Source organism: Bacillus sp. ES1-5 (assembly GCF_022487605.1).
GTDB classification, from domain to species: Bacteria; Bacillota; Bacilli; order Bacillales; family Bacillaceae_G; genus Bacillus_A; species Bacillus_A wiedmannii.
In genome coordinates, this window is sequence record NZ_JAKVPU010000002.1 from 115,181 (window position 1) to 139,102 (window position 23,922).

A 23,922-nucleotide genomic window follows, 5' to 3' on the forward strand; every position below is an offset into this window, starting at 1 on the left:
GTAACATACCATACTAGTGTCATTTCAACACGGGAGGAGGGAAATTGTGACGATTGGAGAAATTATAGATTGCTTAAATAGACGTGAATCCATCGCTATTATAGCAAAACGTCTTGAAATAAGCCCATATACATTATCAAAGAAATTACGATTGATTGGATACGAATATGATGGAGAACAGAAGAAACGTATTTTTGTAGGAGATGGAGAAGAACCGCGTCACTTACAACTCCAAGAAGCGACAGCCCTTCAATATGCGACAACGGATTATCAATTATTAATTTATGAGCAATTACAAAGTATTTATGAGTTATTAAGAAAGAGAGAAGAAGTAATTGTGCCTATTATGAGTATAAGTACAGAGAAAAAGAAACGTACCTTTTCTATTAATAAAGAAATATTAGCAAAACTAGACGTTATATCAGAAGCGAAAGGAATTCAAAAATCTAAACTTGTAGAAGAGGCGTTACAACAATTTTTACAACAATATGATTTTAACAAAACATCACATTTTGATAACTAAAGAAAAGGATACTATGTTCATTGTAAGAACGAGTATCCTTTTTAGGTTTTACTAATATTGTGGATTAAGTAAGTAATAAGTGCGTATCCTTTACAATAAAAATCTGGATCGCATATTAGGGAAATACTTAATTTACCTTTTGAATTCTTCCATCAATAACTGGCTGAATTGGTTCTTTTAATTGTTTTACGTAATCGACTAGCGCTTCAAAGTCGTTTGGACCAGTTTCTGAATTCTTCCCATTTTTAAATGACACGAATCCGTCACCGCCAGAAGCTAAGAAAGCATTCGCAACTACGTTATACGTTTTAGATGGAGATAACTCTTCCCCATTTGTTAAGCGTATATTCGTAACCTTTTCACCGTTTGGTTTATTTGCATCCCACGTATATTGAATACCTGAAATTTGAAGCATTCTTGTTGTTCCTTTTTGCCATTGCTGATTTAAAATGTCGCGAATATCTTGACCTGTTAAATCTACTTTAATCAATTGATTTCCAAAAGGCTGAATGCCATATAATTCGCCCCAAGTAATATCGCCAGCATCTAAGTCATTACGAATGCCACCAGGATTCATAAGTGCGATTTGAGCTTGCATCGTTTGACGCTGTGCGTCGGCAATTACATTCCCAAGAGTAGATTCACCAGCATCATTTTGTTTACGGTCGATAGGTGCTGTAGATTTTCCTACAACTTCATTTACAAGTGGTGCAATTTTTTCTTTATATTGATCTATTTTTTGTTTTACTTGTTTATCAGGTTCCACACCTTCATGATATGTTGTGATGACTTCAGCTTTTTTCTTTACAATATCTTTTGTTTTACGATCAATTGTTACATCTACGTCTGAGAAAGCTGTTCCATAAGAGTTCGCTTGGACGATTAGTTTATTATTTACAGTACCATTTACATACGTGTGACTATGCCCACCGAAAATAACATCAACTTCTGGATCCGTTTCATTTGCAATTCGAGTAAGGTCTCCATTTGTCACGCCAGACTCATCAGTTGTTCCGCCGACATGGGCAAGGACGACGATGGATTTAACACCGAGACGCTTTAATTGTTGCGTTGATTTATTAATTGCTTCTACTTCGTCAGTGATTTGTACATTTTTAAGCATAGTAGGCATCACGACATTTGGTGTATCAGTTGTAACAACGCCAATGAATCCTACAGGAACACCATCTACCATTTTTACAGTAAATGGTGGTAAAAATAAGCGACCAGTTGACTTGTTATAGAAGTTAGCAGCGACATAAGGGAAGTTAGCACCTTTGAAATTCCCTGTTTTCTCGTGATATCCACCGTAAATGAGGCGTTTCATTTCATCGATACCTTCATCAAATTCATGGTTTCCGATTGTACCAACATCAAACTTTAAGTCATTTAAAAATTCAATCGTCGGTTCGTCTTGTAACAATGCTGAAACTGGTGGACTAGCTCCGACAATATCGCCCGCATGTACGAGAAGTGTATTCGGGTTTTGCTTTTTCCGTTCTTTTAAATAAGTAGCTAAGTAATCAGCGCCACCGGCTTCTTTGTTATTAATTTTTTTAACCGTATCTAGTTGTCCATGGAAATCATTAATACCAAGCATTTGTACGTCTACGTAGCGATTTTGTTCAGCTGGAGTCTGGGATGGGGGAGCGGCAAATACGCTTGAAAAAGTTATGGTGCTTAAAACGGCAACAGCAGGAATGATTTTTTTCCACATAATTCATTTCTCCTTTTTTTATAATCTGACATCATACGACATAATTTTAATAGATTCATAGGATTATATCCATATAAAAATTTAGTTTTTTCGAAAAATTAACATATTTACAAAAAGTGAATAATAGAGTAATGAACCTTTTTTATTGTCGAGTTCATTGTGTATCTACTATAATGGAGAAAAAAGTAAAAGGTGAGTAGCATGAAGAAAAAGAAACAAAGACAAGTGCAAAGACAATCGCAAGTGAATAATCCAGAGAAAGAGTTGCTTACATTAGGCGATCAATTAAATGATTCACTCATGCAGCAATTAAAGAATAAGAAGAAAGAATTGCAAGTGAGAGAAGAAGAAAAAGAGGCAGCTGAACTGGAAAGAAAGCGCCGAGAACAAAAAGAACGTGAAAAGAATAAATCATTTGAAGAACTTTTAAGTGAAAGTAGCCTTACTTGGAAAGACTTTAAATAATATAAAAAATGATCAGTGCATACCGCTGATCATTTTTTTGACGAGCTTGTAAGAAAAGGGGAGTTTTAATGAGAAAAATTGTAGTCGTTCCGCATGAAAATCATTGGAATGAAAAATTTCAAATAGAGGCCGAACGATTAAAATCGGCGATGCCAGAAATGGTGAAAGTCCATCATATTGGAAGTACATCAGTACCAGGACTGGCAGCTAAACCAATTATAGATATGATTATGGAAGTAGAGAGTATCGACAGAGTAGATCATTGGAATGAACGTTTTGAAGAGCTTGGTTATATCGTAAAAGGGGAAAATGGTATTTCAAGACGTCGTTATTTTATTCATGGAACGGAGGAAAAACGCTCGTATCACTTACACGTTTTTGAAAAAGGAAATCCTGAGATAGTAAGGCATTTAGCGTTTCGTGATTATATGATGGCTCATTGTGAAGAAGCAGAGGCATATGCAACCTTAAAAAAAGAATTAGCCGAAAAATATACATATGATGGCACGTTATATACGGAAGGAAAAAATGAGTTCGTGCGTAGTGTTGATGAAAAAGCAAAAGAATGGAGAGAAGGAAATATGGATAATTGAGTTTGCGTTTTCGTGTATAAAATTATTATGTAAACTGTACATATGTTTTGACTTTTTGGTTGAATCTTGTTGAAATAAAGTGGTGGCTTATAAAAAATGTAAGAATGAAAGGGAGACGACTGTGCACATTCCAACAACTACACTTCATAATGGCGTAAAAATGCCGATGATTGGTCTAGGCGTTTATAAAGCGAAAGAAGGCGACGAAGTAAAACAAGCAGTAAAAACAGCGTTAGAAGTTGGATACCGTTCGATTGATACAGCAACTGTATATGAAAATGAAAGCGGTGTCGGAGAAGCGGTTCGTGAATCAGGGATTCCGAGAGAAGACATATTTATTACAACAAAAGTTTGGAACGACGATCAAGGATACGAGGAAACACTTGAGGCGTTTGAAAAAAGCTTAAAGAAATTACAAATGGACTATGTAGATTTATATTTAATACATTGGCCAATAAGAGGAAAGTATGTCGACACGTACCGAGCGCTAGAAAAACTGTATGAAGAAGGTAAAGTGCGCGCGATTGGTGTTTCAAATTTTCATAAACATCATTTAGAACTGTTATTACCAAATTGTAAAGTGAAGCCGATGGTCAACCAAGTGGAACTTCATCCGATGTTAGCGCAATTTGAATTGCGTAATTTCTGTCAAGGTGAGCAAATTCAAATGGAAGCATGGAGCCCATTAATGAGAGGCGGGGAAGTATTCGAGAACCCAATTATTCAGGCCATTGCTACGAAATATGAAAAAACACCTGCACAAGTTATATTAAGATGGGATATTCAGAGCGGGGTAGTGACGATTCCTAAATCTGTTACACCATCACGTATTAAAAAGAATTTTTCTATCTTCGATTTTTCACTAACAGAAGAAGAGATGACTCAAATTAATACGTTAAATCGTAATTTACATGTAGGAACGAATCCGGATAAATATGATACGCTATAAAAAGACGCTACCATACTGGTAGCGTCTTTTTAACGATGTAAAGCGTAAGTATCACATTTAGCAATTTGCTGAAGTTGTATATATTGAGCTGTTGTTAACTGTGTTTGTTTACTAGCCTGGGCATTCTCTTTCAATTGTTGGATAGAGCTTGCACCAGGTATAACAGCTGCAACAGTTTCGTTATGTAAGCAATATTGAATAGCTGTTCCTGTTAAAGAGCTTTCTCCGATTATTTCTTTTACATTCGCGAGTGTCGCATATAATTCATCGTAAGAATAAGAAAGGTAATTCTTTTCTTTTACTCTTTCTATCTTTCTTGCATTATTGTCAGTTAAAATTCCTTTTGCAAGTGGCCCGCGAGCAATAATGCTAATTTGATGTTCATTTAGAAGCGGGAACCATTCTTCAGGGCGACGATTTAAAAGGCTATATTCCATTAGTACACTAACGATATTGGAACGTTTTACATACTCACGGATGACATTTGGACGTATAGAAGAAATACCGTAATGGCGAATGATACCTTCTTTTTTTAATTCTTCAAAGGCTTCAATTGTTTCATCTATTGGATCTTCAATTGTCCCGCCGTGAAGTTGATAAAGATCAATATAATCAGTTTGAAGTCTACGTAAACTTTCTTTCACTTCAGCCTTTATGTAATTTTTAGAAGGATCCCAAGACCACCCGTTTTTTTCTTCTGTCCATCGATTTCCAACTTTTGTTGTAAGAATAATTTGGTCTCGTTTCCCTTTTAATGTTTTTCCAACAAATTCTTCATTTAATCCATAATCATATAAATCCGCTGTATCAAAAAAATTGATTCCTAAATCGATTGCTTCATCGATAATACGCATAGCTTCTGTTTCAGATGTACCGAGAGACATACAGCCAAGTCCCATTTCTGTCACAAACAAATCTGAGTTTCCTAATTGACGTTTTTTCATAGGTCAACCTCCTTACCTTTATTGTACGCAAGGGAAAAGAGGTTGACAAACGTTTACTTTTTATTTGCTGTAATCCACTCTTGTACAGTTGTATACTCTTTGCCATATTGTTTTAGTTTATGGCGGATTTGCCATGCTTTTCCGACTAAAGTGACGCGATTTGGTAAAATATAAACTTTCATTTCTATCACGCTCCTTTCAATGTGGTAAAATGTATGAGGAAAGAATAGGAAATAGAACAGGGAGATGAAGTAGTATGAGTAATCTTGCAGAGAGAACAGTAAAAACTGAGCCGATTTTTGATGGTAGAGTTATAAAAGTTCGTGTTGATGATGTAGTATTACCAAATGGAGCAATGAGTAAACGTGAAATTGTAAATCACCCTGGTGCAGTTGCTATTATTGCTATTACTGATGAGGGGAAAATCGTGCTTGTTGAGCAGTATCGTAAAGCGCTTGAAAAGGCGATTATAGAAATTCCGGCTGGCAAGTTAGAACCTGGTGAAAAACCTGAGGTGACAGCAGTTCGTGAATTAGAAGAGGAAACAGGATATGTGTGTGAAAATATGGAGCTTATTACTTCTTTCTATACATCTCCAGGATTTGCAGATGAAATTTTATATGTATATAAAGCGACAGGTTTGACGAAAAAAGAAAATAAAGCCGAGTTAGATGAAGATGAATTTGTGGAATTGATGGAAGTATCGTTAGAAGAAGCGATTATTCTTATGAAAGATCTTCGTATTCATGATGCGAAGACGATGTTTGCAGTACAATATTTACAACTACAAAAATAAACACTCGCCAAAGGCGAGTGTTTTTTAATTGATTTTTGCGTATACGCGTGCATCACGTAAGCTACCATCTGGTGCTATGAAATCATTTTCCATTGTACCTTCTAGAATAAATTCTAAACGTTCTGCTAGGTTACATGCATTTGCATTTGTTGCATCAGTACGAATTTCAATTCTTCTAGCACTTAGCTTATCAAAGGCAAATTGAATGGCACCTTTAATGGCTTCAGTCATATAGCCTTGTTTTGTATAAGCGCTATGCAGCCAGAAGTGAAGTGAAAACTTTGGAATATCCCAGTTTTCAGGCTTGAGCGTTATAGCTCCGATGAATGTACCAGATACTTTATCGTATAAGTGAAAATCAAGTGTTTCACGAAGTAAAAACTGCCCGTGAGCGTTACGAACGATTTCTTCAGCACTTTCTTCTGTTTCAGCGTTAATTGGCATCCACGGTACTAAGTCTTCTAGAGAAGCTTGGATTGCTTCATACACTTCTGTACCATCACCTGGAAATGGCTTACGAACTTGTAAGCGTTCAGTTTGAAATAATGTTGGAAAATCTAATAATAATGGTTTCAAGAGAAATCCCTCCTATTCTCTACTTTTTAGTTTAGCAAAGTAGAGCGGAATTTCAATGTTAATTCGTCATACTTTTTTCTTTCTTTCATACATTTTTAGTAAGAGTGTGAACGGAGGGAAGAAAAATGTGGAGAAAAACTTGGCAAGACCGTGTAATGTCTCACATACAGGAAAACTCTTCATTATATATATTTAACGCTGTTTTATTATTGATGGGAGTAATATTTGGGGCTATTCTTGTAAATAGTTTACAATTAAATCAAAAACAAGATTTATCATTTTATTTACAACGTTTTTTTGGACAAGTTTCTAAAGGAGAATTTGCTATTGCGAGCGAAATGTTTCGAGAAAGTTACTTTTCGCAATTAAAATACATTGGATTTATTTGGATTTTGGGGATTTCGATTATTGGATTGCCACTTATTTTTATTTTATTATTTGTAAAAGGAGTAGTTGTCGGATTTACAGTAGGTTTTTTAGTCAGTCAGCATGGATGGAATGGATTATTATTAGCATTCGTTTCTGTATTGCCACAAAACCTCATTATTATTCCAGTATTTCTCGTTATGACAACAATTGCCGCAAGCTTTTCCTTACGCATGATTAGGCATCAATTTATCCGGAAAATAACCGAGCCATTATTACCATTATTAATTCGTTATACATGCTTCTTTCTTGTAATTGGAGCGGTGTTAGCTCTTGCTTCTAGTGTAGAAGCTTATGCATCACCAGTTTTAATGAAAGAAGTCGTTGAGGCTATTAATAAACAATAAATACTTTTTGAGAATAATTATCAATTTGTTTTTATTGTTTTTCTTTTGACAGAAGCCCTTCTTCTGATATAATGGTGTAAGAGTGGCGAGGAGGGAGTAGTACCGAATGGAAGAAAGAATTGAACGAATTAAGAAGCAATTACATGCAGCGAGCTACAAATTAACACCGCAACGTGAAGCAACAGTTCGTGTGCTGCTAGAAAATGAAGAAGATCATTTAAGCGCAGAAGATGTTTACCTCCTTGTAAAAGAAAAGTCGCCAGAGATCGGATTAGCAACCGTCTATCGAACTTTAGAACTATTATCTGAGTTAAAAGTTGTCGATAAGATTAACTTCGGAGACGGTGTTTCACGCTATGACTTACGCCAAGAAGGTGCGCAGCGTTTTCACCATCATTTGATTTGTACACAATGTGGTGCTGTACAAGAAATACAAGAAGATTTACTTGGTGAAGTGGAAAGGAAAGTAGAACGTGACTGGAGCTTTAAGGTGAAAGATCATCGTTTAACATTCCATGGGATTTGTAAAAATTGTCAAGAAAATGAAACGGATGAAAAATAACCTTTTCCTATTTATCTAGGAAGAGGTTTTTTATTTGAATAAGGTATAAATTGGTGAAAGCTTGGCATATGTTGTAATAACTTATATTTTGGAGGAGTTTACAATGCGCCGAGCTTTAAAATTAACTTTTGATGGGATAAAAGTATTTTTATTATTTACAAGTTGTACGATTTTGTTTTATTTCGCTATACTATGGATAAATGAAGAATATGAAAGCTATCATCGTTATGAAAAGCCAAAAGAAGAGACTGTAGAAAAAGTATCAGGGAATGAAGAGCCGGCAAAGGATGCTTTCGTAAATAGAATGATGTTTTTCTATGAAAATGGGGAGTAGTGTAGATTGGAAGATCAATTAAAAGATTTTATTCATTATATGGTTGTCGAAAAAGGGCTTGCGAAAAATACAGTAGTATCTTATGAACGTGATTTAAAAAGTTATGTAAAGTATTTGCAAAATGTAGAACAGGCGAAAAGCTTTCATGAAGTGACACGCTTGCACATTGTTAATTTTCTGCAGCACTTAAAAGAAAACGGAAAATCTTCGAAAACATTAGCACGTCATATTGCATCGATTCGTTCGTTTCATCAATTCTTACTTCGTGAACGAGCGGTAGAGCACGACCCATCCGTACATATTGAAACGCCGCAAGGAGAACGGAAATTACCGAAAGTACTATCAATCGATGAAGTAGAGGCGTTACTTCAGACGCCAAAAATGACGAGTGCTTTTGGGGTTCGTGACAAAGCGATGCTAGAGTTACTTTATGCAACAGGACTTCGTGTTTCGGAATTAATAGCCTTAAATTTAGAAGATGTACATTTAACGATGGGATTTGTTCGTTGCATAGGGAAAGGGAATAAAGAAAGAATTATTCCACTAGGAAGTTTAGCGACGGAAGCGATTCAAAAGTATATTGAAAAGGGAAGAAGAGAATTGATGGGTAAAAAAGTAGTAGATGCACTCTTTTTAAACCATCATGGAAATCGATTATCAAGACAAGGATTTTGGAAAATTTTAAAACGATTGGCGAAAGAAGCAAATATTGAAAAAGAGCTTACACCGCATACGTTGCGCCATTCTTTTGCTACGCATTTATTAGAAAATGGAGCAGACTTGCGTGCTGTGCAAGAAATGCTAGGACATGCAGATATTTCAACGACGCAAATTTATACGCATGTTTCAAAAGCTAGATTAAAAGATGTATATAAACAGTTTCATCCGAGAGCATAGTTACTATGCTCTTTTTTCATAGAATCAGAAGGGAAGACCGTTTCACAGAAACTTCACAAACATTTCGTATATTGTTTTCAGCAGAAGACTAGAATATTACAATGTATTTCCTCTATACTAAATAAGGAATGAAGGAGGAAATGATGATGAAAAAACTTATTATGATTTTATTTATCGCGATGCTAGCGTTGGCTGGCTGTAATACAAACAAAGAAGAACCGAAAAAAGAAAAGAAACTTGAAAGTATAAACGTAGCGATTCAAACGAATCCGAAAGAAATTAAACCTGGTGAAAAAACAGAAGTACAAGCACTTGTTACACAAGGTAAAGAAAGAGTAACGGATGCTGATGACGTAAAGTTTGAAATTTGGAAAGATGGCGACGAGAAACATGAGATGCTAGATGGTAAGCATAAAGGGAAAGGTGTTTATGCAGTAGAGAAAACATTTGAAACTGATGGAGTATATCATATTATTCCTCATACAAATGCACGCGATATGCACGTTATGCCAGCACACAAAGTTGCTGTAGGAAATGCGAAAGTAGAAGATGCGAAAAAAGAAAATAGTGATCACGGTGCAGGACATGGTGATCATAAAAGCGATACAATGATCCACCTTATGGCTGGTGATATAAAAGCAAATGCAGAATCAACAATGAAAGTTCATTTAAAACAAAAAGAAGAAGCGTTAACTGGTGCTGAAGTACAACTTGAGATTTGGAAAGATGGTGTTGAAAAACACGAATTTATTCCAGCGAAAGAAGGAAATAAAGGAGAGTATGAAACGAAACATACTTTCAAAGAAAACGGTGCTTACAAAGTGAAAGTTCATGTTAAAAAAGGCGAACTACATGAACATAAAGAAGAAACAGTAGAAGTAAAATAAAAAGTAGCTCTTTAGAGCTGCTTTTTATTTTTATCCCGCAAATGCCCGATTGATGAGGGCTAATAATCATTGGAGAAGAACGAAACTCCTACTAATCAAAGTTTCACTTTATATGAAGAAATAAATCATAAAATAATTAGCACTTATTTGTATAATGGATTACAATAGAAGTGTGAAGAAAATAAGAAATTCTACGAAAATGTATTAAAAAGAAAGCGTAAACATGTTATGATATCAGTATCAGATGTCTGACATCTGACTTAGAAAAAACTAGAAATGTTTTTGAGTCGTTTCAAAGTAAACGAAATAGGTTAGAGAATCAATTAAAGAAGTACTGTTTGACAATGAGAACGAAAGAGAATTCTTATGGAGAACAGTTTCACTTTATAGCGTTTTGAACATACTACAAGAAGTAGAACTGAACTTATAGGAGGTCGCAGTTATGAATAAATATAAACGTATATTCCTAGTCGTAATGGACTCTGTAGGAATCGGCGAAGCACCGGATGCTGAGCAATTTGGTGATTTAGGTTCTGACACAATTGGTCACATTGCTGAACATATGAATGGATTACAAATGCCAAATATGGTGAAGTTAGGTCTTGGTAACATTCGTGAAATGAAAGGTATCTCTAAAGTAGAAAAACCGCTTGGATATTATACAAAAATGCAAGAGAAATCTACTGGTAAAGATACAATGACAGGACACTGGGAAATCATGGGTCTTTACATTGATACACCATTCCAAGTGTTCCCTGAAGGATTCCCGAAAGAATTACTTGATGAATTAGAAGAAAAAACAGGTCGTAAAATTATCGGTAATAAACCAGCTTCTGGAACTGAGATTCTTGATGAACTTGGTCAAGAACAAATGGAAACAGGTTCTTTAATCGTTTACACTTCTGCTGATAGCGTATTACAAATCGCAGCACACGAAGAAGTAGTGCCACTTGAAGAGTTATATAAAATTTGTAAAATTGCACGTGAATTAACGTTAGATGAAAAGTACATGGTAGGTCGTGTTATCGCTCGTCCATTCGTTGGAGAACCAGGGAAATTCACACGTACACCAAACCGTCATGATTATGCGTTAAAACCATTTGGCCGCACGGTAATGAATGAATTAAAAGATAGTGACTACGATGTGATTGCTATCGGTAAAATCTCTGACATATATGATGGTGAAGGGGTAACTGAATCACTTCGTACGAAGTCTAACATGGATGGAATGGATAAGCTTGTAGATACATTAAACATGGACTTTACAGGTCTTAGCTTCTTAAACTTAGTTGACTTTGATGCATTATTCGGTCACCGCCGTGATCCACAAGGATACGGAGAAGCACTGCAAGACTATGATGCACGTCTTCCAGAAGTATTCGAAAAACTAAAAGAAGATGATTTATTATTAATTACAGCAGATCATGGTAATGATCCAGTACATCCTGGTACTGATCATACACGTGAATATGTACCGTTATTAGCATATAGCCCAAGCATGAAAGAAGGCGGACAAGAATTAGCACTTCGTCAAACATTTGCTGATATTGGTGCAACGGTAGCAGAAAACTTCGGCGTGAAAATGCCAGAACACGGAACAAGCTTCTTAAACGAGCTAAAGAAATAGGGGGATAAACAAATGAATCGTGAACTTATTACAAAATCAGCTTCATACTTAAAAGAGAAATTTCAAGAAACGCCACAAGTAGGACTAATCCTTGGATCTGGACTAGGTGTATTAGCAGATGAAATCGAGAACGCAGTAACAGTACCTTACAGTGAAATCCCTGAATTCCCAGTATCAACTGTAGAAGGTCATGCAGGTCAACTAGTATTCGGTACACTTCAAGGTGTAACAGTAGTAGCAATGCAAGGACGTTTCCACTTCTATGAAGGATACGATATGCAAAAAGTAACATTCCCAGTTCGTGTTATGAAAGAACTAGGTGTAGAAACAGTTGTTGTAACAAATGCAGCTGGTGGTGTAAATACATCATTTGAGCCAGGCGATCTTATGTTAATTTCAGACCACATTAACTTCATGGGTACAAATCCATTAATCGGACCGAATGATTCTGAAATGGGTGTACGTTTCCCTGATATGTCTACATCATATACACCAGAACTTCGTGAAATGGCGAAACAAGTTGCAGCGGACTTAAATATTAAAGTACAAGAAGGTGTATACGTTGGAATGACAGGTCCTGTATATGAAACACCTGCTGAAATTCGTATGCTTCGTACACTTGGCGGAGATGCAGTTGGTATGTCAACAGTACCAGAAGTAATTGTAGCGCGTCATGCTGGTATGAAAGTACTTGGTATTTCTTGTATTTCAAATATGGCAGCTGGTATTTTAGATCAGCCACTTCACCACGATGAAGTAATTGAAACGACAGAACGTGTTAAAGCTAACTTCTTAGCATTAGTAAAAGCAATCGTAAAACAAATGAAGGGGTGACCTCACAATGAGAATGGTGGACCTAATTGCAAAAAAACGTGACGGACATGCATTAACGACAGAAGAAATTAACTTTATTGTTGAAGGATATACGAATGGTGATATTCCTGATTATCAAGTAAGTTCACTTGCAATGGCAATTTTCTTCCAAGATATGAACGATCAAGAACGTGCTGATTTAACGATGGCAATGGTAAATAGCGGTGATACAATCGACTTATCAGCTATTGAAGGGGTAAAAGTAGATAAGCACTCAACAGGTGGTGTTGGTGATACAACAACACTTGTGTTAGGTCCATTAGTAGCCGCTTTAGGTGTACCGGTTGCAAAAATGTCTGGACGTGGTCTAGGACATACTGGTGGTACAATTGATAAATTAGAAGCAGTTCCAGGATTCCATGTTGAAATCGAAAATGATGAATTCATGCGACTTGTAAATGAAAACAAAATCGCAGTTATTGGTCAAAGTGGAAACTTAACACCTGCGGATAAAAAGTTATATGCACTTCGTGATGTAACGGCAACAGTAAACTCAATTCCGCTTATTGCAAGCTCAATTATGAGTAAAAAAATTGCTGCTGGTGCAGATGCAATTGTTCTTGATGTAAAAACTGGAGCAGGTGCATTTATGAAAACAGATGAAGATGCAAAACGTTTAGCAGAAGCAATGGTGCGCATTGGTAATAACGTTGGTCGTAATACGATGGCTGTTATTTCTGATATGAGTCAACCACTTGGTGAGGCGATTGGTAACGCACTTGAAGTACAAGAAGCAATTGATACATTACAAGGTAAAGGACCGAAAGATTTAGAAGAGTTATGTTTAACACTTGGAAGTCAAATGGTATACCTTGCTGGACAAGCTTCATCTTTAGAAGATGCACGTGAGAAATTAATTGAAGTAATGAACAACGGTAAAGCGCTAGAATCATTTAAAACGTTCTTATCAGCGCAAGGCGGCGATGCTTCTGTTGTTGATGATCCTTCTAAATTACCACAAGCACAGTTTAAAATTGAAGTAGAAGCGAAGGAAGACGGTTATGTATCAGAAATCGTTGCAGATGAAATCGGAACAGCAGCAATGCTTTTAGGAGCAGGCCGTGCGACGAAGGAATCTGAAATTGATTTAGCAGTTGGCTTAATGCTTCGCAAAAAAGTAGGGGACAGCGTGAAAAAAGGTGAATCCCTTGTTACAATTTACGCAAACCGTGAAAATGTGGAAGATGTAAAAGCAAAAATTTATGAGAACATGAAGATTGCTAACGAACATGTAGATGCACCAACATTAGTGCACGGCATCGTTACCGAATAATAAAAAAGGGCCAAGGAGTATTTCTCCTTGGCTTTTTTTGCTATTTTTTGTTTATAATAATAATGGGTGAAATTATGATTAGAATTTGTGCAATAACAAAAACAGATGAAGTATTATATGATGTTTCGCTAGAAGAAACAACGAAAGACCATATTGTATGGTATTGGCTAGATTTATATAAGCCAACAAAAGAAGAGTATACATACATTTTGCAAGATCATTTTAAGTTCCATCCCCTTGCAATTGAAGACTGTATAGAATATGTACAGAGGCCAAAAGTTGATTTTTATGATGGATATAACTTTTTAGTTCTTCATGCATTTGGTGAGGATGGATTAGAACCGCACGAGATCGATTTATTTATTAGTGATCGTTTTATTGTTTCTTTCCACTTTTCTCATAACAATGCAATCGAAAGAGTATGGAAAACACTTGGAGAAAAGAAGCGTATTAAAAATAGTCCTTTACACGTAGCTCATACAATTATCGACCAAATTGTAGATGACTATTTTGCGCCTGTATATTACATTGAGGATCATTTAAATGCAATTGATGATAATTTAACGGGTGAGACAGCAGGAAGTGTATTAGAAGAAGTATTTGATATACGTGCAGATTTATCGAAGCTAAGGCGCACAATCATTCCGATGCGTGATTTATTGTATCGTATTTTAAATTCGACTCGTTTTTACGGTATAAGTGATCATGAGATCTACTTTAAAGATATACATGACCATTTGCTGAAACTGACAGAAATGATTGAGGCAAGCCGGGAGTTAACGGCAGATATTCGAGATAGCTATTTTTCATTAAACTCACATCATATGAATAACATTATGAAAACATTAACTGTATTCTCGACTATTTTCATGCCATTAACATTTATTGCGGGAGTATACGGAATGAACTTTACGCATATGCCGGAGCTTGGTGGACAATATAGTTATTTTGTTTGTCTACTTCTAATGGCACTAATTGGCGGTGGCATGATGGCTTGGTTTTATAAAAAAGGATGGTTTAAGTAAAAAAACACCGAGGAAACTTCCTCGGTGTTTTTACTTAACCAATAGCATGTAATACAAACATGGCTAAGAATAAGCATGTAACGATATACATAGATGGTGCGACTTCTTTACGCTTTCCAAGAGCAACTTTTAAGATAGGATAAGCAATAAATCCGAACGCAATGCCATCAGCGATACTATATGTGAGCGGAATCATGACGATAATTAAGAACGCTGGAAATCCTTCAGAAAAATCGTTCAGAGGAATTTGCTGGATGCTTGTAATCATCAGGCCGCCAATAATAATTAAGATTGGTGCAATGGCACTATCAGGAATTAGTTTCACAAACGGAAGTGCAAACAGTGATGCAAAGAATAGCAACCCTGTAACGATAGACGTCAGACCTGTCTTCCCGCCCGCAGTAATACCTGCGGCACTCTCTACTGTTGATACGGTAGGGCTTGTGCCAAATAGACCACATGTCATTGCTGAAATCGCATTGGCTTGGTAAGCACGTGGGAATTTACGGTCATCTTCTAATAAACCGTGTAGAAGTCCCATGTTCTCAAAAATAAGCACCATGCTTAAGGAGAATGTTGCAATCCAAAATGGTAAGGAAGAAAGTTTGCCAAATGACATAGCTCCAAACACATCGCCGTAATTAGCGAATGAGAATGAACTATTTCCGATTTGACTTGTATCAACAAGACCAAATAGCCATGCAATACCAGTTCCTATTGCAATCGTCCATAAAAAGCTTCCACGTACGTTACGAATAAATAGTACAAGTGCAACGATAAGAGTAAGTAGTGTCGCAAGAACGACAGGGTTACTTAATTTACCCATTGCAACAGCAGTATTTGGATTCGAAACGACTAAACCACCTTTTTGCAATCCGATAAATGCTAAAAATAATCCGATGCCGACAGTAATAGCTTCCTTTAATGACTTTGGAATCGATACTGAAAGCACGCGAGCGATTGGTGTAAACGCAGCAATTGCAAAAATAATACCAGAGATGAAGACAGCTGCTAATGCTTCCTGCCAAGTTAATCCGAGCGTATGCACAGCAGTGTACGTGAAGAATGCATTTACGCCCATACCAGGGACAAGAATAGCAGGTGCATTTGCCCAAAATGCCATGAGCAGACATCCGACAAATGAACTGAAAACAGTTGCTAAAATTCCAGCTTCAAGAGGAATGCCAGCATCGGATAAAATTGATGCATTTACAATCATAATATATACGATTGTGAAAAATGACGTAACTCCAGCTAAAACTTCTTGTTTTGGTGATGTTTCGTGTAAACCTAATTTAAATGTTCTTTCAAGTATTCCTTTCATGTTAAACCTTCTTTTTCATATCCCTCTCCCACCCGTGATATCTCTTTCGTAAGAGCTCACCGTCCTTTATTATATCAGAACATCATGTTTTTACAACAAGGAAAATGATAACGTTTACTTATAAAAGAAATTATTTATAAATACGTAAAAATGGCTCGTATTGTTGAAATGATTTCTAATTCTCCTGATTGAATGGGCGGAGCTGCTTGCGCATGTAAAGTAGCATAGGACGTCACTTCCCGTGGTAATTGGGCAGATTCTTCAACGAATGAGAGTGGAACTGGATTAATGTTTAAATTGTATGTACTCGCAATAGCACGAGCTTTTTCTACCGCTTGTTGCAGAGCTTGAATGAGAGCTTGCTCATAATATTTATTTGGATGAGATATTCGAAAACGTAATCCTTTTGCTAAGTTTGCTCCATTTGAAACGGCTATATCATATACTTCCCCTGCTTTTTGTACATTTAAAACGGTAATTTCATACAAATGTTCCACACGATATCCTTGTAGTAATGCTTTATCATTTACATATTCGTACTGGGGCGTAATCGTATATGAAATGGTTTCTATATTTTTGTCGGCAATACCTAGTTGTTTAAGGGAATCTAGTAATTGTTTTGATTGCACTGCATTCTCTTCTTGTGCCTGTTTTACATTTTTATGATCTGTACGAATACCAATCGTTAATATAACAACATTTGGTTTTGCTTTTACAACGCCTTCACCTTGCACTGTAATGGTAGCTTCTTTACTAGTATTAGCTGTACGTACGTTGTGTAAATAGGGATTCATTCCACCTTGCATTTTCCATCACCATCCTTTTTATATGTATATGTGTGAACAAAAAAGAAATTTATATGAAAAAAGTTACATAAATGAGAATGTTGAGGGAAGAAAGCATATACAACATAGGTATTTATAGATTATAATATGTGTAAATATGATAAAAAAGGGACGAGGCTAGTGAACGAAAAAAGAGAAACACTGATTTTAGAGTTATCCGGATCATTTCGAAAGATGATACGTTTATTACAAAATGATATTAATACACGTTTTGCAGAACATATGCCATACAATGAATTTTCTGTATTACGCGCGTTATTTTTAAACAGTCCACAGATGGCTTCGCAAATTGCGAGTGAAGTAAACGTAACCTCTAGTCATATTACAGCTGTTACTGATCGTCTCGTACGAAAAGGGTTTGTAGAAAGAAAGCGTTCAAATTCAGACCGTCGTATCGTGTACCTAGAAATTACAGAACACGGAAGAGAAGTAACTGAAAAACTTGAAGCTGTGCGTAAAGAATATTATAAAGAGAGATTTAAAGGTTGGAGCGACCAAGAAATAGAAATGGTTTTAGATCTATTTGGCCGCGTATTATAATAAATGAGGATAGGGAGCGAAAGCTTTCCTATCCTTTTTCTTTTGAATAAAAACATTTTGAAACTCCAATACTTTAATTAAAAAGAATCGGAGTGAAAAATTATGAAACGTATTTGTACGCTTTTCATTATGATTGGAAGTTTTTTCTGTTTTAATCAATTCGCGGATGCCGCTACGCCTCTTCAAGTCGTTCAAAAAGAATTACAACATATTTCAAATAAGCAACCTGTTTTATATTCAAAACTATGGATTCGTTCAATGCAGAATGCTATTTTATTTCATCATAGTGATAACATTCGGCATGAAGATACGATCAGTAATGTAACAAAGTCTTCTCTTGTAAAAGTAAAACAACTTCCACTTCAGAAAGCATCACAGTATATCCCGAGATTATCGCAATATATTTCTAAGTTTGAGGCTGAGAATGTGCAAGTGTATTATGTTGCAGCTCGTTATGAAGTGAAAAAAGAAAATTCGTATCAGTTAAATGGCATGAATTATTTTATGCAAGTGTTTATTCAACAAGGGGGAGAATGGAGAATTGCTGAAAGCATAGTTGCTCCAACAGATCAAATCGTGGCAAATGGTGACGGGTTTGGAACGAAGCAAGAAAAAGAGTATGGGAAAAGAAGAGAGAATGTGAAATAACCTCCTCATCGAGAGGAGGTTATTTTATTTGAAATTCCAAGAGACTTTCCATTTTAATATTTTAGGTAGGAAGAAATACGTAATGAAACTAGTCACTAAAAATCCGATGTAAAAGCTGGACAATGACTGCGCACGACTTAGTATTAAACCTCCAACGATCCCACCAAAGAAAATCGCACAAGCTAAAACTACTTTTTGTAGTTTTGGATATAATAAGTAGTTACCATTTCGCTCATTGACTGAACGGGCATATAAATACATCCCGAGTGGTAACAAAATAATGATATGTGTAATAGGTGCAATCAATAATTTTGCCGAAGGGATTGTTGTAAAGTTTGGTTCATTATGACGTATTCCATCCTTATCAGTATAAGCGTTTTGAGGATCGTAATTAAAGCTAATAGTAAAATCTTCTGCTGGAATAGAAATACGTATGTTTTCCATCACATTATGTATAAGGCCATTGTCCTTATGAAATTCAGTGTTTGAGTGAACAGCAATGACTCCTGATATTAGAGATGGAAGTAACGCTGGGAAGATTAATATAGCTGCAGTAAGAAATCCTTGCGATATCACATTTCCAGCGATTGTTCCTATACATAAGGCAAGTGTATAAATAGCAATTAATACAATTAACATGTATATAAAGTAACTATGAAAGGGGGAGAATACTTGATATTTATTATGAAAAGTCAACTTTTTCATAATAGCAAATAGTCCCCAGTTTAAAACGACAACAGCGGCGATATTACAGATTCCAAACAACCACTTTGTTATATAAAGGTGCGAACGTTTAAATGGCATAGACCATAACAAGTCGCTAGCGTTATTTTGTCTTTCCCATCCAATTAACGTACAAGCTAGAACGATCAGTACGCTACCTAACAGCATGATAGAATCTAGAAGTGTTAAATCAAAACTGTAATGATATATAGCTTTCCATTTTTTATTCATATTTAGAAAATATTGCTGTTGAATAGAAGTCATATAGTATTTATATGACAAAGTATAGAAGCTGGTGAGCCAAAATAACCATACAACATATTTACTTTGTTGATACGTTCTTAGCCATAGTGCTTTTTGAAACATAGGATCTCTCCTTTAAAAAACTTTATAATTTGTTAGGCGTGATAATACAATATAAGTAATGATTCCAGCGAGAAACAAACTAATATAGTAGTTTGGTAAGAAATAAAATTGGTTCATTTTATAGCCACCTAGTAATGCAAAGTAAATGGTTGTCCCCCATATCCATATTTTTAAATGCTTTTGGAAAATAAATATCTTTTGACTATTTTCATTTGGTGATCGCATATATAAATATGTTCCAAGTAGTAAGTAAAAAATTGTATAGAAAATAGGGACTAGCATTGATTTTGCTGAATAATATTTATGAGATACTGGATTTCTTAAAGTAGTTGGATCGTCTTTCTTCTCAAGGTGCTCTGGATGATAGTTATAATCAATTGAAAAGCGATATATTGGTGCAACTATATTTGTTTTTTGATTGATTTCATATAGTTGTTGATCTAATTTATTATTTTTAGTATTGGTAGTCTCTAAATGGTTTAGCGTAAAAGTGTACACTAGTGGAATAAATGTAAGTCCCATTAGTAGCCACGGAATACAAAAAACAACCTGGGAAACAATGCTTCCAGTAAAAGTACCGATACATAGAGCAGCTGTATATACTGCAACATAAGAAACTATCGCATAAAGAAAGTATCGATGAAACGGACTAAATGATTGATAATCAAAATGAATGGTTGTTCTATAAATAACATACATAAGGATCCAATTTATAAGTAACGAGCTTACAATACAAAAGGAACCGAAAGCCCATTTAGATAAGAAAACATGTTTTCTTTTAAACGGCATCGTCATAAGTAGTGTATTAGATTGGTTGCTACGTTCCAATCCTATCAATAAGCAGGCTAAAGCAATGATAAGAACAGTTAACAAAAAACTATTACCTTCTCCTGAAGAAAAAGTATAAAAATAATAATACTGTTTCCCTTTTTCTTGTAATTCGTAATATTTATCGAGTTCCATCTGAGCGCTTCTATAGTATCCTAAAGATAAAAGGTAAAGCGAACTAAAGAAGAATAGTAACACAGCATATTTCCCGCGCTTCCAATTCCACATCCACAACGCCTTATGAAACATACCCATCCTCCTCCAGTGTCGTAACGAAGACATCTTCAAGTGACATTGTTAATTCTTCAATGAGTATAGGTTGTTCTTTATAAAACTTCTCCAGTGTTGTAGCCACATTTCCCTCAATTAAGATTGTAAATACTTTACCTGTTTGATTTAATATTTTAATATTACTTAAGTTTTCTAGTTTTTGAGGTAATGAACGTTCGTAAGCTACTTGTATTTTTGCAAATCGTGATTTGGCATCGTCTAGTGATGTAATAGAAGCTATAGTATGGCCTTTTAATATAATAATTGTATCCGCAATTTGTTCCACTTCATCTAAATGGTGAGTTGAGATGAAAATGGTAATCTCTTTTTCTGCAACTTCTCCAACGAGAAATTGGAGGATCTGCCGTTTAACGATCGGATCAAGTCCGTTTGTCGGTTCATCTAAAATGATATATTCTGCCTTTGTAGAAACAGCTAAAATGATGGCAAGGAGTGCTTTCATTCCTTTTGAATAGCTACGAATTCGTTTGTTTGGTAAGTTAAAACGTTCTAACAGTTCATAGAAATATGCTTCATCAAATGCGGTATAAACTTCTTTATAAAACTTTACAATTTCTTTTACCGTATATCCGTTCAGTATGCTAGTGGAATCAGGGACATATACAATTTTTTGCTTTATTTCAGGACACTGATGAATGTTTGTATCTTCATATGTAACAGTCCCTGCATCAGGGTCTAAAATGCCGACCATCGTTCGTAATAAAGTTGTTTTCCCCGCACCGTTTCTTCCGAGTAATCCGATGATACTTCCTCTTTGTAATGTGAAAGAAACATCATCTAAAATCGTTTGATTATCAATTGTTTTCTTCAAGCTTGTCACTTTCAGCATCCGCATTTACTCCAATCTCTTTGTAGTATGAATCTATCCAATCATGAATTTTATCTTTCGTAACACCAAGATAAGAAGCTTCTAATAGTAATTGATGAAATTGCTTTTCAACCATAGCGATTTTCCTTTCGTCTAATGTTGGGGTAATCGATTTGGATACAAATGTTCCTTTTCCTCGTAATGTTTCAATAATCCCTTGTCGCTCTAACTCTTGGTACGCTTTACTCACTGTGTTTGGATTTATAACGAGTAAAGAAGCGAGTTCGCGTACAGAAGGTAGTTTGTCACTTGGAGCTAACATGTTCTTCAATACGAGTTCTTTTATATTTTGAACAATTTGTTCCCATATCGGAGTGTTGCTTCTTGGATCAAGTTGAATATGCAAGAGCAATGTCTCCTTTCTGGCGTGTATTAAGTGTACTACTGTGTGTAATACACTTAATACAATATAGGTGATGAATGTATTTGTCAACTGAAAATATTAGAAAAATATGGTATTAAAAAATAAGAAATTGGAAAAAATAGGTCTGATATAGAATGGAGGGTTAGTCATGAAGCGAGTTTTTGGAATACTTGTTTGTTTCATGTTATTGCTTTCTGGTACTTCAGTTAGTTTCGCACAATCTGAGAAGACGAAGCAGGAGAAAACAGAAGAAACAGCGCCGAAGTTAGCGGAACAAGCGTCGTCAGCAATTGTAATTGAACAAGATACAGGTAAAGTTTTGTTTGATAAAAATCCAAATGAGAAATTACCACCTGCTAGTATGACGAAGATTATGACAATGCTATTAATTATGGAACAAGTTGAAAAAGGAAAACTAAAACTGACCGATAAAGTTAGAGCAAGTGAGCATGCGGCTTCAATGGGTGGATCACAAATCTTTTTAGAGCCTGGGGAAGAGATGACTGTAAATGAAATGCTAAAAGGTATTGCAATTGCATCTGGAAATGATGCGTCTGTTGCAGTAGCGGAGCATATCGCTGGTTCAGAAGAAGGTTTTGTAAATATGATGAACAAAAAAGCGAAAGACTTAGGACTGAAAAACACTCATTTTCAAAATCCAACAGGTCTTCCGGCTAAAGACCATTATTCCACAGCAAACGATATGGCTATAATGGCAAAAGAATTAATGAAGTACCCACTTATTCGCAAATACACAGGTAAATACGAAGACTATTTACGTGAAGATACGGATAAGAAGTTTTGGCTCGTGAATACGAATAAGTTAGTACGTTTTTATCCTGGAGTAGATGGTGTGAAAACTGGTTTTACGACAGAAGCAAAATATTGTTTAACAGCATCGGCTGAAAAGAATGGGATGCGTGTTATTTCAGTTGTTATGGGTGCACCTACATCGAAAGAACGGAACAATCAAGTAACGAAGCTTCTTGACTACGCATTTGGTCAATATATGACAAAGAAATTGTATACACGAGGCGAAAAAATTAAGACTGTCCAAGTAGGAAAAGGGAAAAAAGAAAAAGTAGATTTAGTTGCGTCAGACAATGTGTCTCTTCTTATGAAGAAGGGCGAAAATATGGACAAAGTAAAGCAAGAAGTAGTTGCTGAAAAGAAAGTGAAAGCGCCGATTAAAAAAGGTGACGCACTTGGTACACTTGTTATTAAAAAAGATAAAGATGTTTTATTAAAGCAAACAATTGTAGCAAAAGAAGATGTTGCTGCAGCGAGCTGGTGGGAGTTATTTAAAAGAAGTTTTGGGATGTTTTCAACATCAAAATAGCGGCAAATATTTTGCCGCTTTTCTATTCGTATGAAAGTAAATAATTGCTGAATAGTTTCACTTTATGGCGAAATAGTTCTTCTTTTGTCAGTAGGAAGGATTCTTATGTTGTATCACGAAAATCTTTATGTATGTAAATGAGTAAAGTTTGAGCATAAGGAGGAAATCGTGTGAGTCTTTCCATGCAATTAGAAGTAAAACGTGACGTCCTATGTGTGAGACTAGCGGGTGAATTAGATCATCATACTGCTGAAGAGTTGCGAACGAAAGTAACAGATATGATTGAGACACATGGTGTTCATCATATTGTTTTGAGTCTAGAGAACTTATCGTTTATGGATAGTTCTGGTTTAGGTGTTATATTAGGCCGATATAAGCATGTAAAGGGATTAGGTGGAGAAATGGTTGTTTGTGCAATTTCACCGCCTGTTAAACGTTTATTTGAGATGTCGGGCTTATTTAAAATTGTTCGTTTAGAAGAAAGTGAAGCGCATGCGCTCGCGACGTTGGGGGTGGCATAAATGAGAAATGAAATGAACCTTCAATTTTCAGCATTAAGTCAAAATGAATCGTTCGCTCGCGTTACAGTAGCTGCTTTCATTGCGCAACTAGATCCAACGATGGAAGAACTTACGGAGATTAAAACAGTTGTGTCAGAAGCGGTTACAAATGCAATTATTCATGGGTACGAAGGAAATGCAGAAGGTGTTGTTTATATTTCTGTAATTTTGGAAGAAGCAATGGTGAAACTCACGATTCGAGATGAAGGGATTGGCATCTTTGATTTAGATGAAGCAAGACAACCCCTTTTTACAACTAAACCTGAATTAGAGCGTTCCGGAATGGGATTTACTATCATGGAAAATTTTATGGATGAAGTAGAAGTTATTTCAAACGAATCTTTCGGGACAACAATCCATTTGACAAAATACTTATCAAATAGTAACGCTCTATGCAATTAAGGAGAATAGC

At 35.7% G+C, this 23,922-nt stretch carries 29 protein-coding genes; 19 read left to right on the plus strand and 10 right to left on the minus strand.

The annotated features are described in order from the left end of the window. The first annotated feature begins 46 nt into the window (after positions 1-46). A complete protein-coding gene (locus tag MKO96_RS10335) occupies positions 47-523 on the plus strand; it encodes a ribbon-helix-helix domain-containing protein (RefSeq protein ID WP_060488345.1) in 477 nt (158 codons plus the stop codon). 127 nt (positions 524-650) lie between these two features. Here the strand turns inward: MKO96_RS10335 and MKO96_RS10340 are convergent, their stop codons facing one another. Continuing rightward, on the minus strand, positions 651-2,240 hold the full coding sequence (locus MKO96_RS10340; protein WP_240587442.1) for a bifunctional metallophosphatase/5'-nucleotidase: 1,590 nt from the start codon (positions 2,238-2,240) through the stop codon (positions 651-653). A gap of 201 nt (positions 2,241-2,441) precedes the next feature. Here MKO96_RS10340 and MKO96_RS10345 point away from each other — a divergent pair, with 201 nt between their 5' ends. The 3 genes from MKO96_RS10345 (at position 2,442) to MKO96_RS10355 (ending at position 4,247) form a co-directional block, all read left to right on the plus strand. Next, a complete protein-coding gene (locus MKO96_RS10345; protein WP_087981791.1) occupies positions 2,442-2,705 on the plus strand; it encodes a YqkE family protein in 264 nt (87 codons plus the stop codon). Positions 2,706-2,773: 68 nt separating this feature from the next. Beyond that, positions 2,774-3,298, plus strand: coding sequence for a GrpB family protein (locus MKO96_RS10350; RefSeq protein WP_087981790.1), 525 nt, complete (start codon positions 2,774-2,776; stop codon positions 3,296-3,298). Positions 3,299-3,419: 121 nt separating this feature from the next. Next, positions 3,420-4,247, plus strand: coding sequence for an aldo/keto reductase (locus MKO96_RS10355; RefSeq protein ID WP_240587443.1), 828 nt, complete (start codon positions 3,420-3,422; stop codon positions 4,245-4,247). A 29-nt stretch (positions 4,248-4,276) separates the two neighbouring features. Here the strand turns inward: MKO96_RS10355 and lolS are convergent, their stop codons facing one another. Further along, positions 4,277-5,191 carry an aldo/keto reductase gene (gene lolS / locus MKO96_RS10360; RefSeq protein WP_240587444.1) on the minus strand — a complete coding sequence of 305 codons (915 nt, stop codon included), beginning with the start codon at positions 5,189-5,191 and terminating at the stop codon, positions 4,277-4,279. A 53-nt stretch (positions 5,192-5,244) separates the two neighbouring features. Further along, positions 5,245-5,373, minus strand: a complete 129-nt coding sequence (gene mciZ / locus MKO96_RS10365) for a Z-ring formation inhibitor MciZ (protein ID WP_000870295.1) — start codon at positions 5,371-5,373, stop codon at positions 5,245-5,247. A 74-nt stretch (positions 5,374-5,447) separates the two neighbouring features. Here mciZ and MKO96_RS10370 point away from each other — a divergent pair, with 74 nt between their 5' ends. Then, positions 5,448-5,987, plus strand: coding sequence for an NUDIX domain-containing protein (locus MKO96_RS10370; RefSeq protein ID WP_000067040.1), 540 nt, complete (start codon positions 5,448-5,450; stop codon positions 5,985-5,987). A gap of 24 nt (positions 5,988-6,011) precedes the next feature. Here MKO96_RS10370 and MKO96_RS10375 read toward each other — a convergent pair whose 3' ends face one another. Next, positions 6,012-6,563, minus strand: a complete 552-nt coding sequence (locus tag MKO96_RS10375; protein ID WP_240587445.1) for a GNAT family N-acetyltransferase — start codon at positions 6,561-6,563, stop codon at positions 6,012-6,014. Between the two features lie 155 nt (positions 6,564-6,718). Between MKO96_RS10375 and spoIIM the strand changes: the two genes are divergently transcribed. From spoIIM to corA, 9 genes are all read left to right on the plus strand, one after another. Next, positions 6,719-7,336: a stage II sporulation protein M gene (spoIIM, locus tag MKO96_RS10380; RefSeq protein ID WP_226544967.1), complete on the plus strand. Its 618-nt coding sequence runs from the start codon at positions 6,719-6,721 to the stop codon at positions 7,334-7,336. 106 nt (positions 7,337-7,442) lie between these two features. Further along, positions 7,443-7,898, plus strand: a complete 456-nt coding sequence (fur, locus tag MKO96_RS10385) for a ferric iron uptake transcriptional regulator (protein ID WP_000392657.1) — start codon at positions 7,443-7,445, stop codon at positions 7,896-7,898. Between the two features lie 103 nt (positions 7,899-8,001). Further along, positions 8,002-8,232 carry a YqzK family protein gene (locus MKO96_RS10390; RefSeq protein WP_001250432.1) on the plus strand — a complete coding sequence of 77 codons (231 nt, stop codon included), beginning with the start codon at positions 8,002-8,004 and terminating at the stop codon, positions 8,230-8,232. Positions 8,233-8,238: 6 nt separating this feature from the next. Beyond that, positions 8,239-9,129 carry a site-specific tyrosine recombinase XerD gene (gene xerD, locus MKO96_RS10395; RefSeq protein ID WP_000390083.1) on the plus strand — a complete coding sequence of 297 codons (891 nt, stop codon included), beginning with the start codon at positions 8,239-8,241 and terminating at the stop codon, positions 9,127-9,129. A gap of 143 nt (positions 9,130-9,272) precedes the next feature. After that, positions 9,273-10,016 (plus strand): FixH family protein, encoded by a 744-nt coding sequence (locus MKO96_RS10400; RefSeq protein ID WP_140392540.1) that lies wholly within the window; start codon positions 9,273-9,275, stop codon positions 10,014-10,016. Between the two features lie 442 nt (positions 10,017-10,458). Then, positions 10,459-11,643, plus strand: coding sequence for a phosphopentomutase (deoB, locus tag MKO96_RS10405; protein ID WP_001046086.1), 1,185 nt, complete (start codon positions 10,459-10,461; stop codon positions 11,641-11,643). A gap of 12 nt (positions 11,644-11,655) precedes the next feature. After that, on the plus strand, positions 11,656-12,477 hold the full coding sequence (locus tag MKO96_RS10410) for a purine-nucleoside phosphorylase (RefSeq protein ID WP_001078443.1): 822 nt from the start codon (positions 11,656-11,658) through the stop codon (positions 12,475-12,477). 7 nt (positions 12,478-12,484) lie between these two features. After that, entirely contained in the window at positions 12,485-13,789 is a 1,305-nt protein-coding gene (locus MKO96_RS10415; RefSeq protein WP_001243077.1) for a pyrimidine-nucleoside phosphorylase, read from the plus strand. Positions 13,790-13,851: 62 nt separating this feature from the next. Continuing rightward, positions 13,852-14,814, plus strand: a complete 963-nt coding sequence (gene corA / locus MKO96_RS10420; RefSeq protein WP_064475085.1) for a magnesium/cobalt transporter CorA — start codon at positions 13,852-13,854, stop codon at positions 14,812-14,814. Between the two features lie 34 nt (positions 14,815-14,848). On the opposite strand, the gene MKO96_RS10425 is transcribed toward corA, so the two are convergent. Next, on the minus strand, positions 14,849-16,138 hold the full coding sequence (locus MKO96_RS10425) for an NCS2 family permease (RefSeq protein WP_087981785.1): 1,290 nt from the start codon (positions 16,136-16,138) through the stop codon (positions 14,849-14,851). Between the two features lie 134 nt (positions 16,139-16,272). Beyond that, positions 16,273-16,944: an SIMPL domain-containing protein gene (locus tag MKO96_RS10430; RefSeq protein WP_087981784.1), complete on the minus strand. Its 672-nt coding sequence runs from the start codon at positions 16,942-16,944 to the stop codon at positions 16,273-16,275. 159 nt (positions 16,945-17,103) lie between these two features. On the opposite strand from MKO96_RS10430, the gene MKO96_RS10435 reads away from it, so the two are divergent. Further along, a complete protein-coding gene (locus tag MKO96_RS10435) occupies positions 17,104-17,523 on the plus strand; it encodes a MarR family winged helix-turn-helix transcriptional regulator (protein WP_001003312.1) in 420 nt (139 codons plus the stop codon). A 102-nt stretch (positions 17,524-17,625) separates the two neighbouring features. Beyond that, positions 17,626-18,171, plus strand: a complete 546-nt coding sequence (locus MKO96_RS10440) for a hypothetical protein (protein ID WP_098815579.1) — start codon at positions 17,626-17,628, stop codon at positions 18,169-18,171. Positions 18,172-18,195: 24 nt separating this feature from the next. On the opposite strand, the gene MKO96_RS10445 is transcribed toward MKO96_RS10440, so the two are convergent. From MKO96_RS10445 to MKO96_RS10460, 4 genes are read right to left on the minus strand one after another with little or no spacing between them, the layout of a single operon-like run. Then, positions 18,196-19,260, minus strand: coding sequence for an ABC-2 transporter permease (locus MKO96_RS10445; RefSeq protein ID WP_240587446.1), 1,065 nt, complete (start codon positions 19,258-19,260; stop codon positions 18,196-18,198). A 12-nt stretch (positions 19,261-19,272) separates the two neighbouring features. After that, on the minus strand, positions 19,273-20,337 hold the full coding sequence (locus tag MKO96_RS10450) for an ABC transporter permease (RefSeq protein WP_240587447.1): 1,065 nt from the start codon (positions 20,335-20,337) through the stop codon (positions 19,273-19,275). After that, positions 20,327-21,208 carry an ABC transporter ATP-binding protein gene (locus MKO96_RS10455; protein ID WP_240587448.1) on the minus strand — a complete coding sequence of 294 codons (882 nt, stop codon included), beginning with the start codon at positions 21,206-21,208 and terminating at the stop codon, positions 20,327-20,329. Before MKO96_RS10455 ends, MKO96_RS10450 begins: the two co-directional genes overlap by 11 nt. Then, complete coding sequence (locus MKO96_RS10460; RefSeq protein WP_087981779.1) at positions 21,174-21,593, minus strand: GntR family transcriptional regulator; 420 nt, start codon at positions 21,591-21,593, stop codon at positions 21,174-21,176. The genes MKO96_RS10455 and MKO96_RS10460 overlap by 35 nt, the downstream gene beginning before the upstream one ends. A 166-nt stretch (positions 21,594-21,759) precedes the next feature. Between MKO96_RS10460 and dacF the strand changes: the two genes are divergently transcribed. The 3 genes from dacF (at position 21,760) to spoIIAB (ending at position 23,912) form a co-directional block, all read left to right on the plus strand. Then, the gene (dacF, locus tag MKO96_RS10465; RefSeq protein ID WP_098274586.1) at positions 21,760-22,950 is read left to right on the plus strand and encodes a serine-type D-Ala-D-Ala carboxypeptidase DacF; all 1,191 of its coding nucleotides are present in this window, start codon (positions 21,760-21,762) and stop codon (positions 22,948-22,950) included. 170 nt (positions 22,951-23,120) lie between these two features. Beyond that, positions 23,121-23,471, plus strand: coding sequence for an anti-sigma F factor antagonist (spoIIAA, locus tag MKO96_RS10470; RefSeq protein WP_000059133.1), 351 nt, complete (start codon positions 23,121-23,123; stop codon positions 23,469-23,471). Beyond that, positions 23,472-23,912 (plus strand): anti-sigma F factor, encoded by a 441-nt coding sequence (gene spoIIAB, locus MKO96_RS10475; RefSeq protein ID WP_001243399.1) that lies wholly within the window; start codon positions 23,472-23,474, stop codon positions 23,910-23,912. The last annotated feature ends 10 nt before the right edge of the window (positions 23,913-23,922 follow it).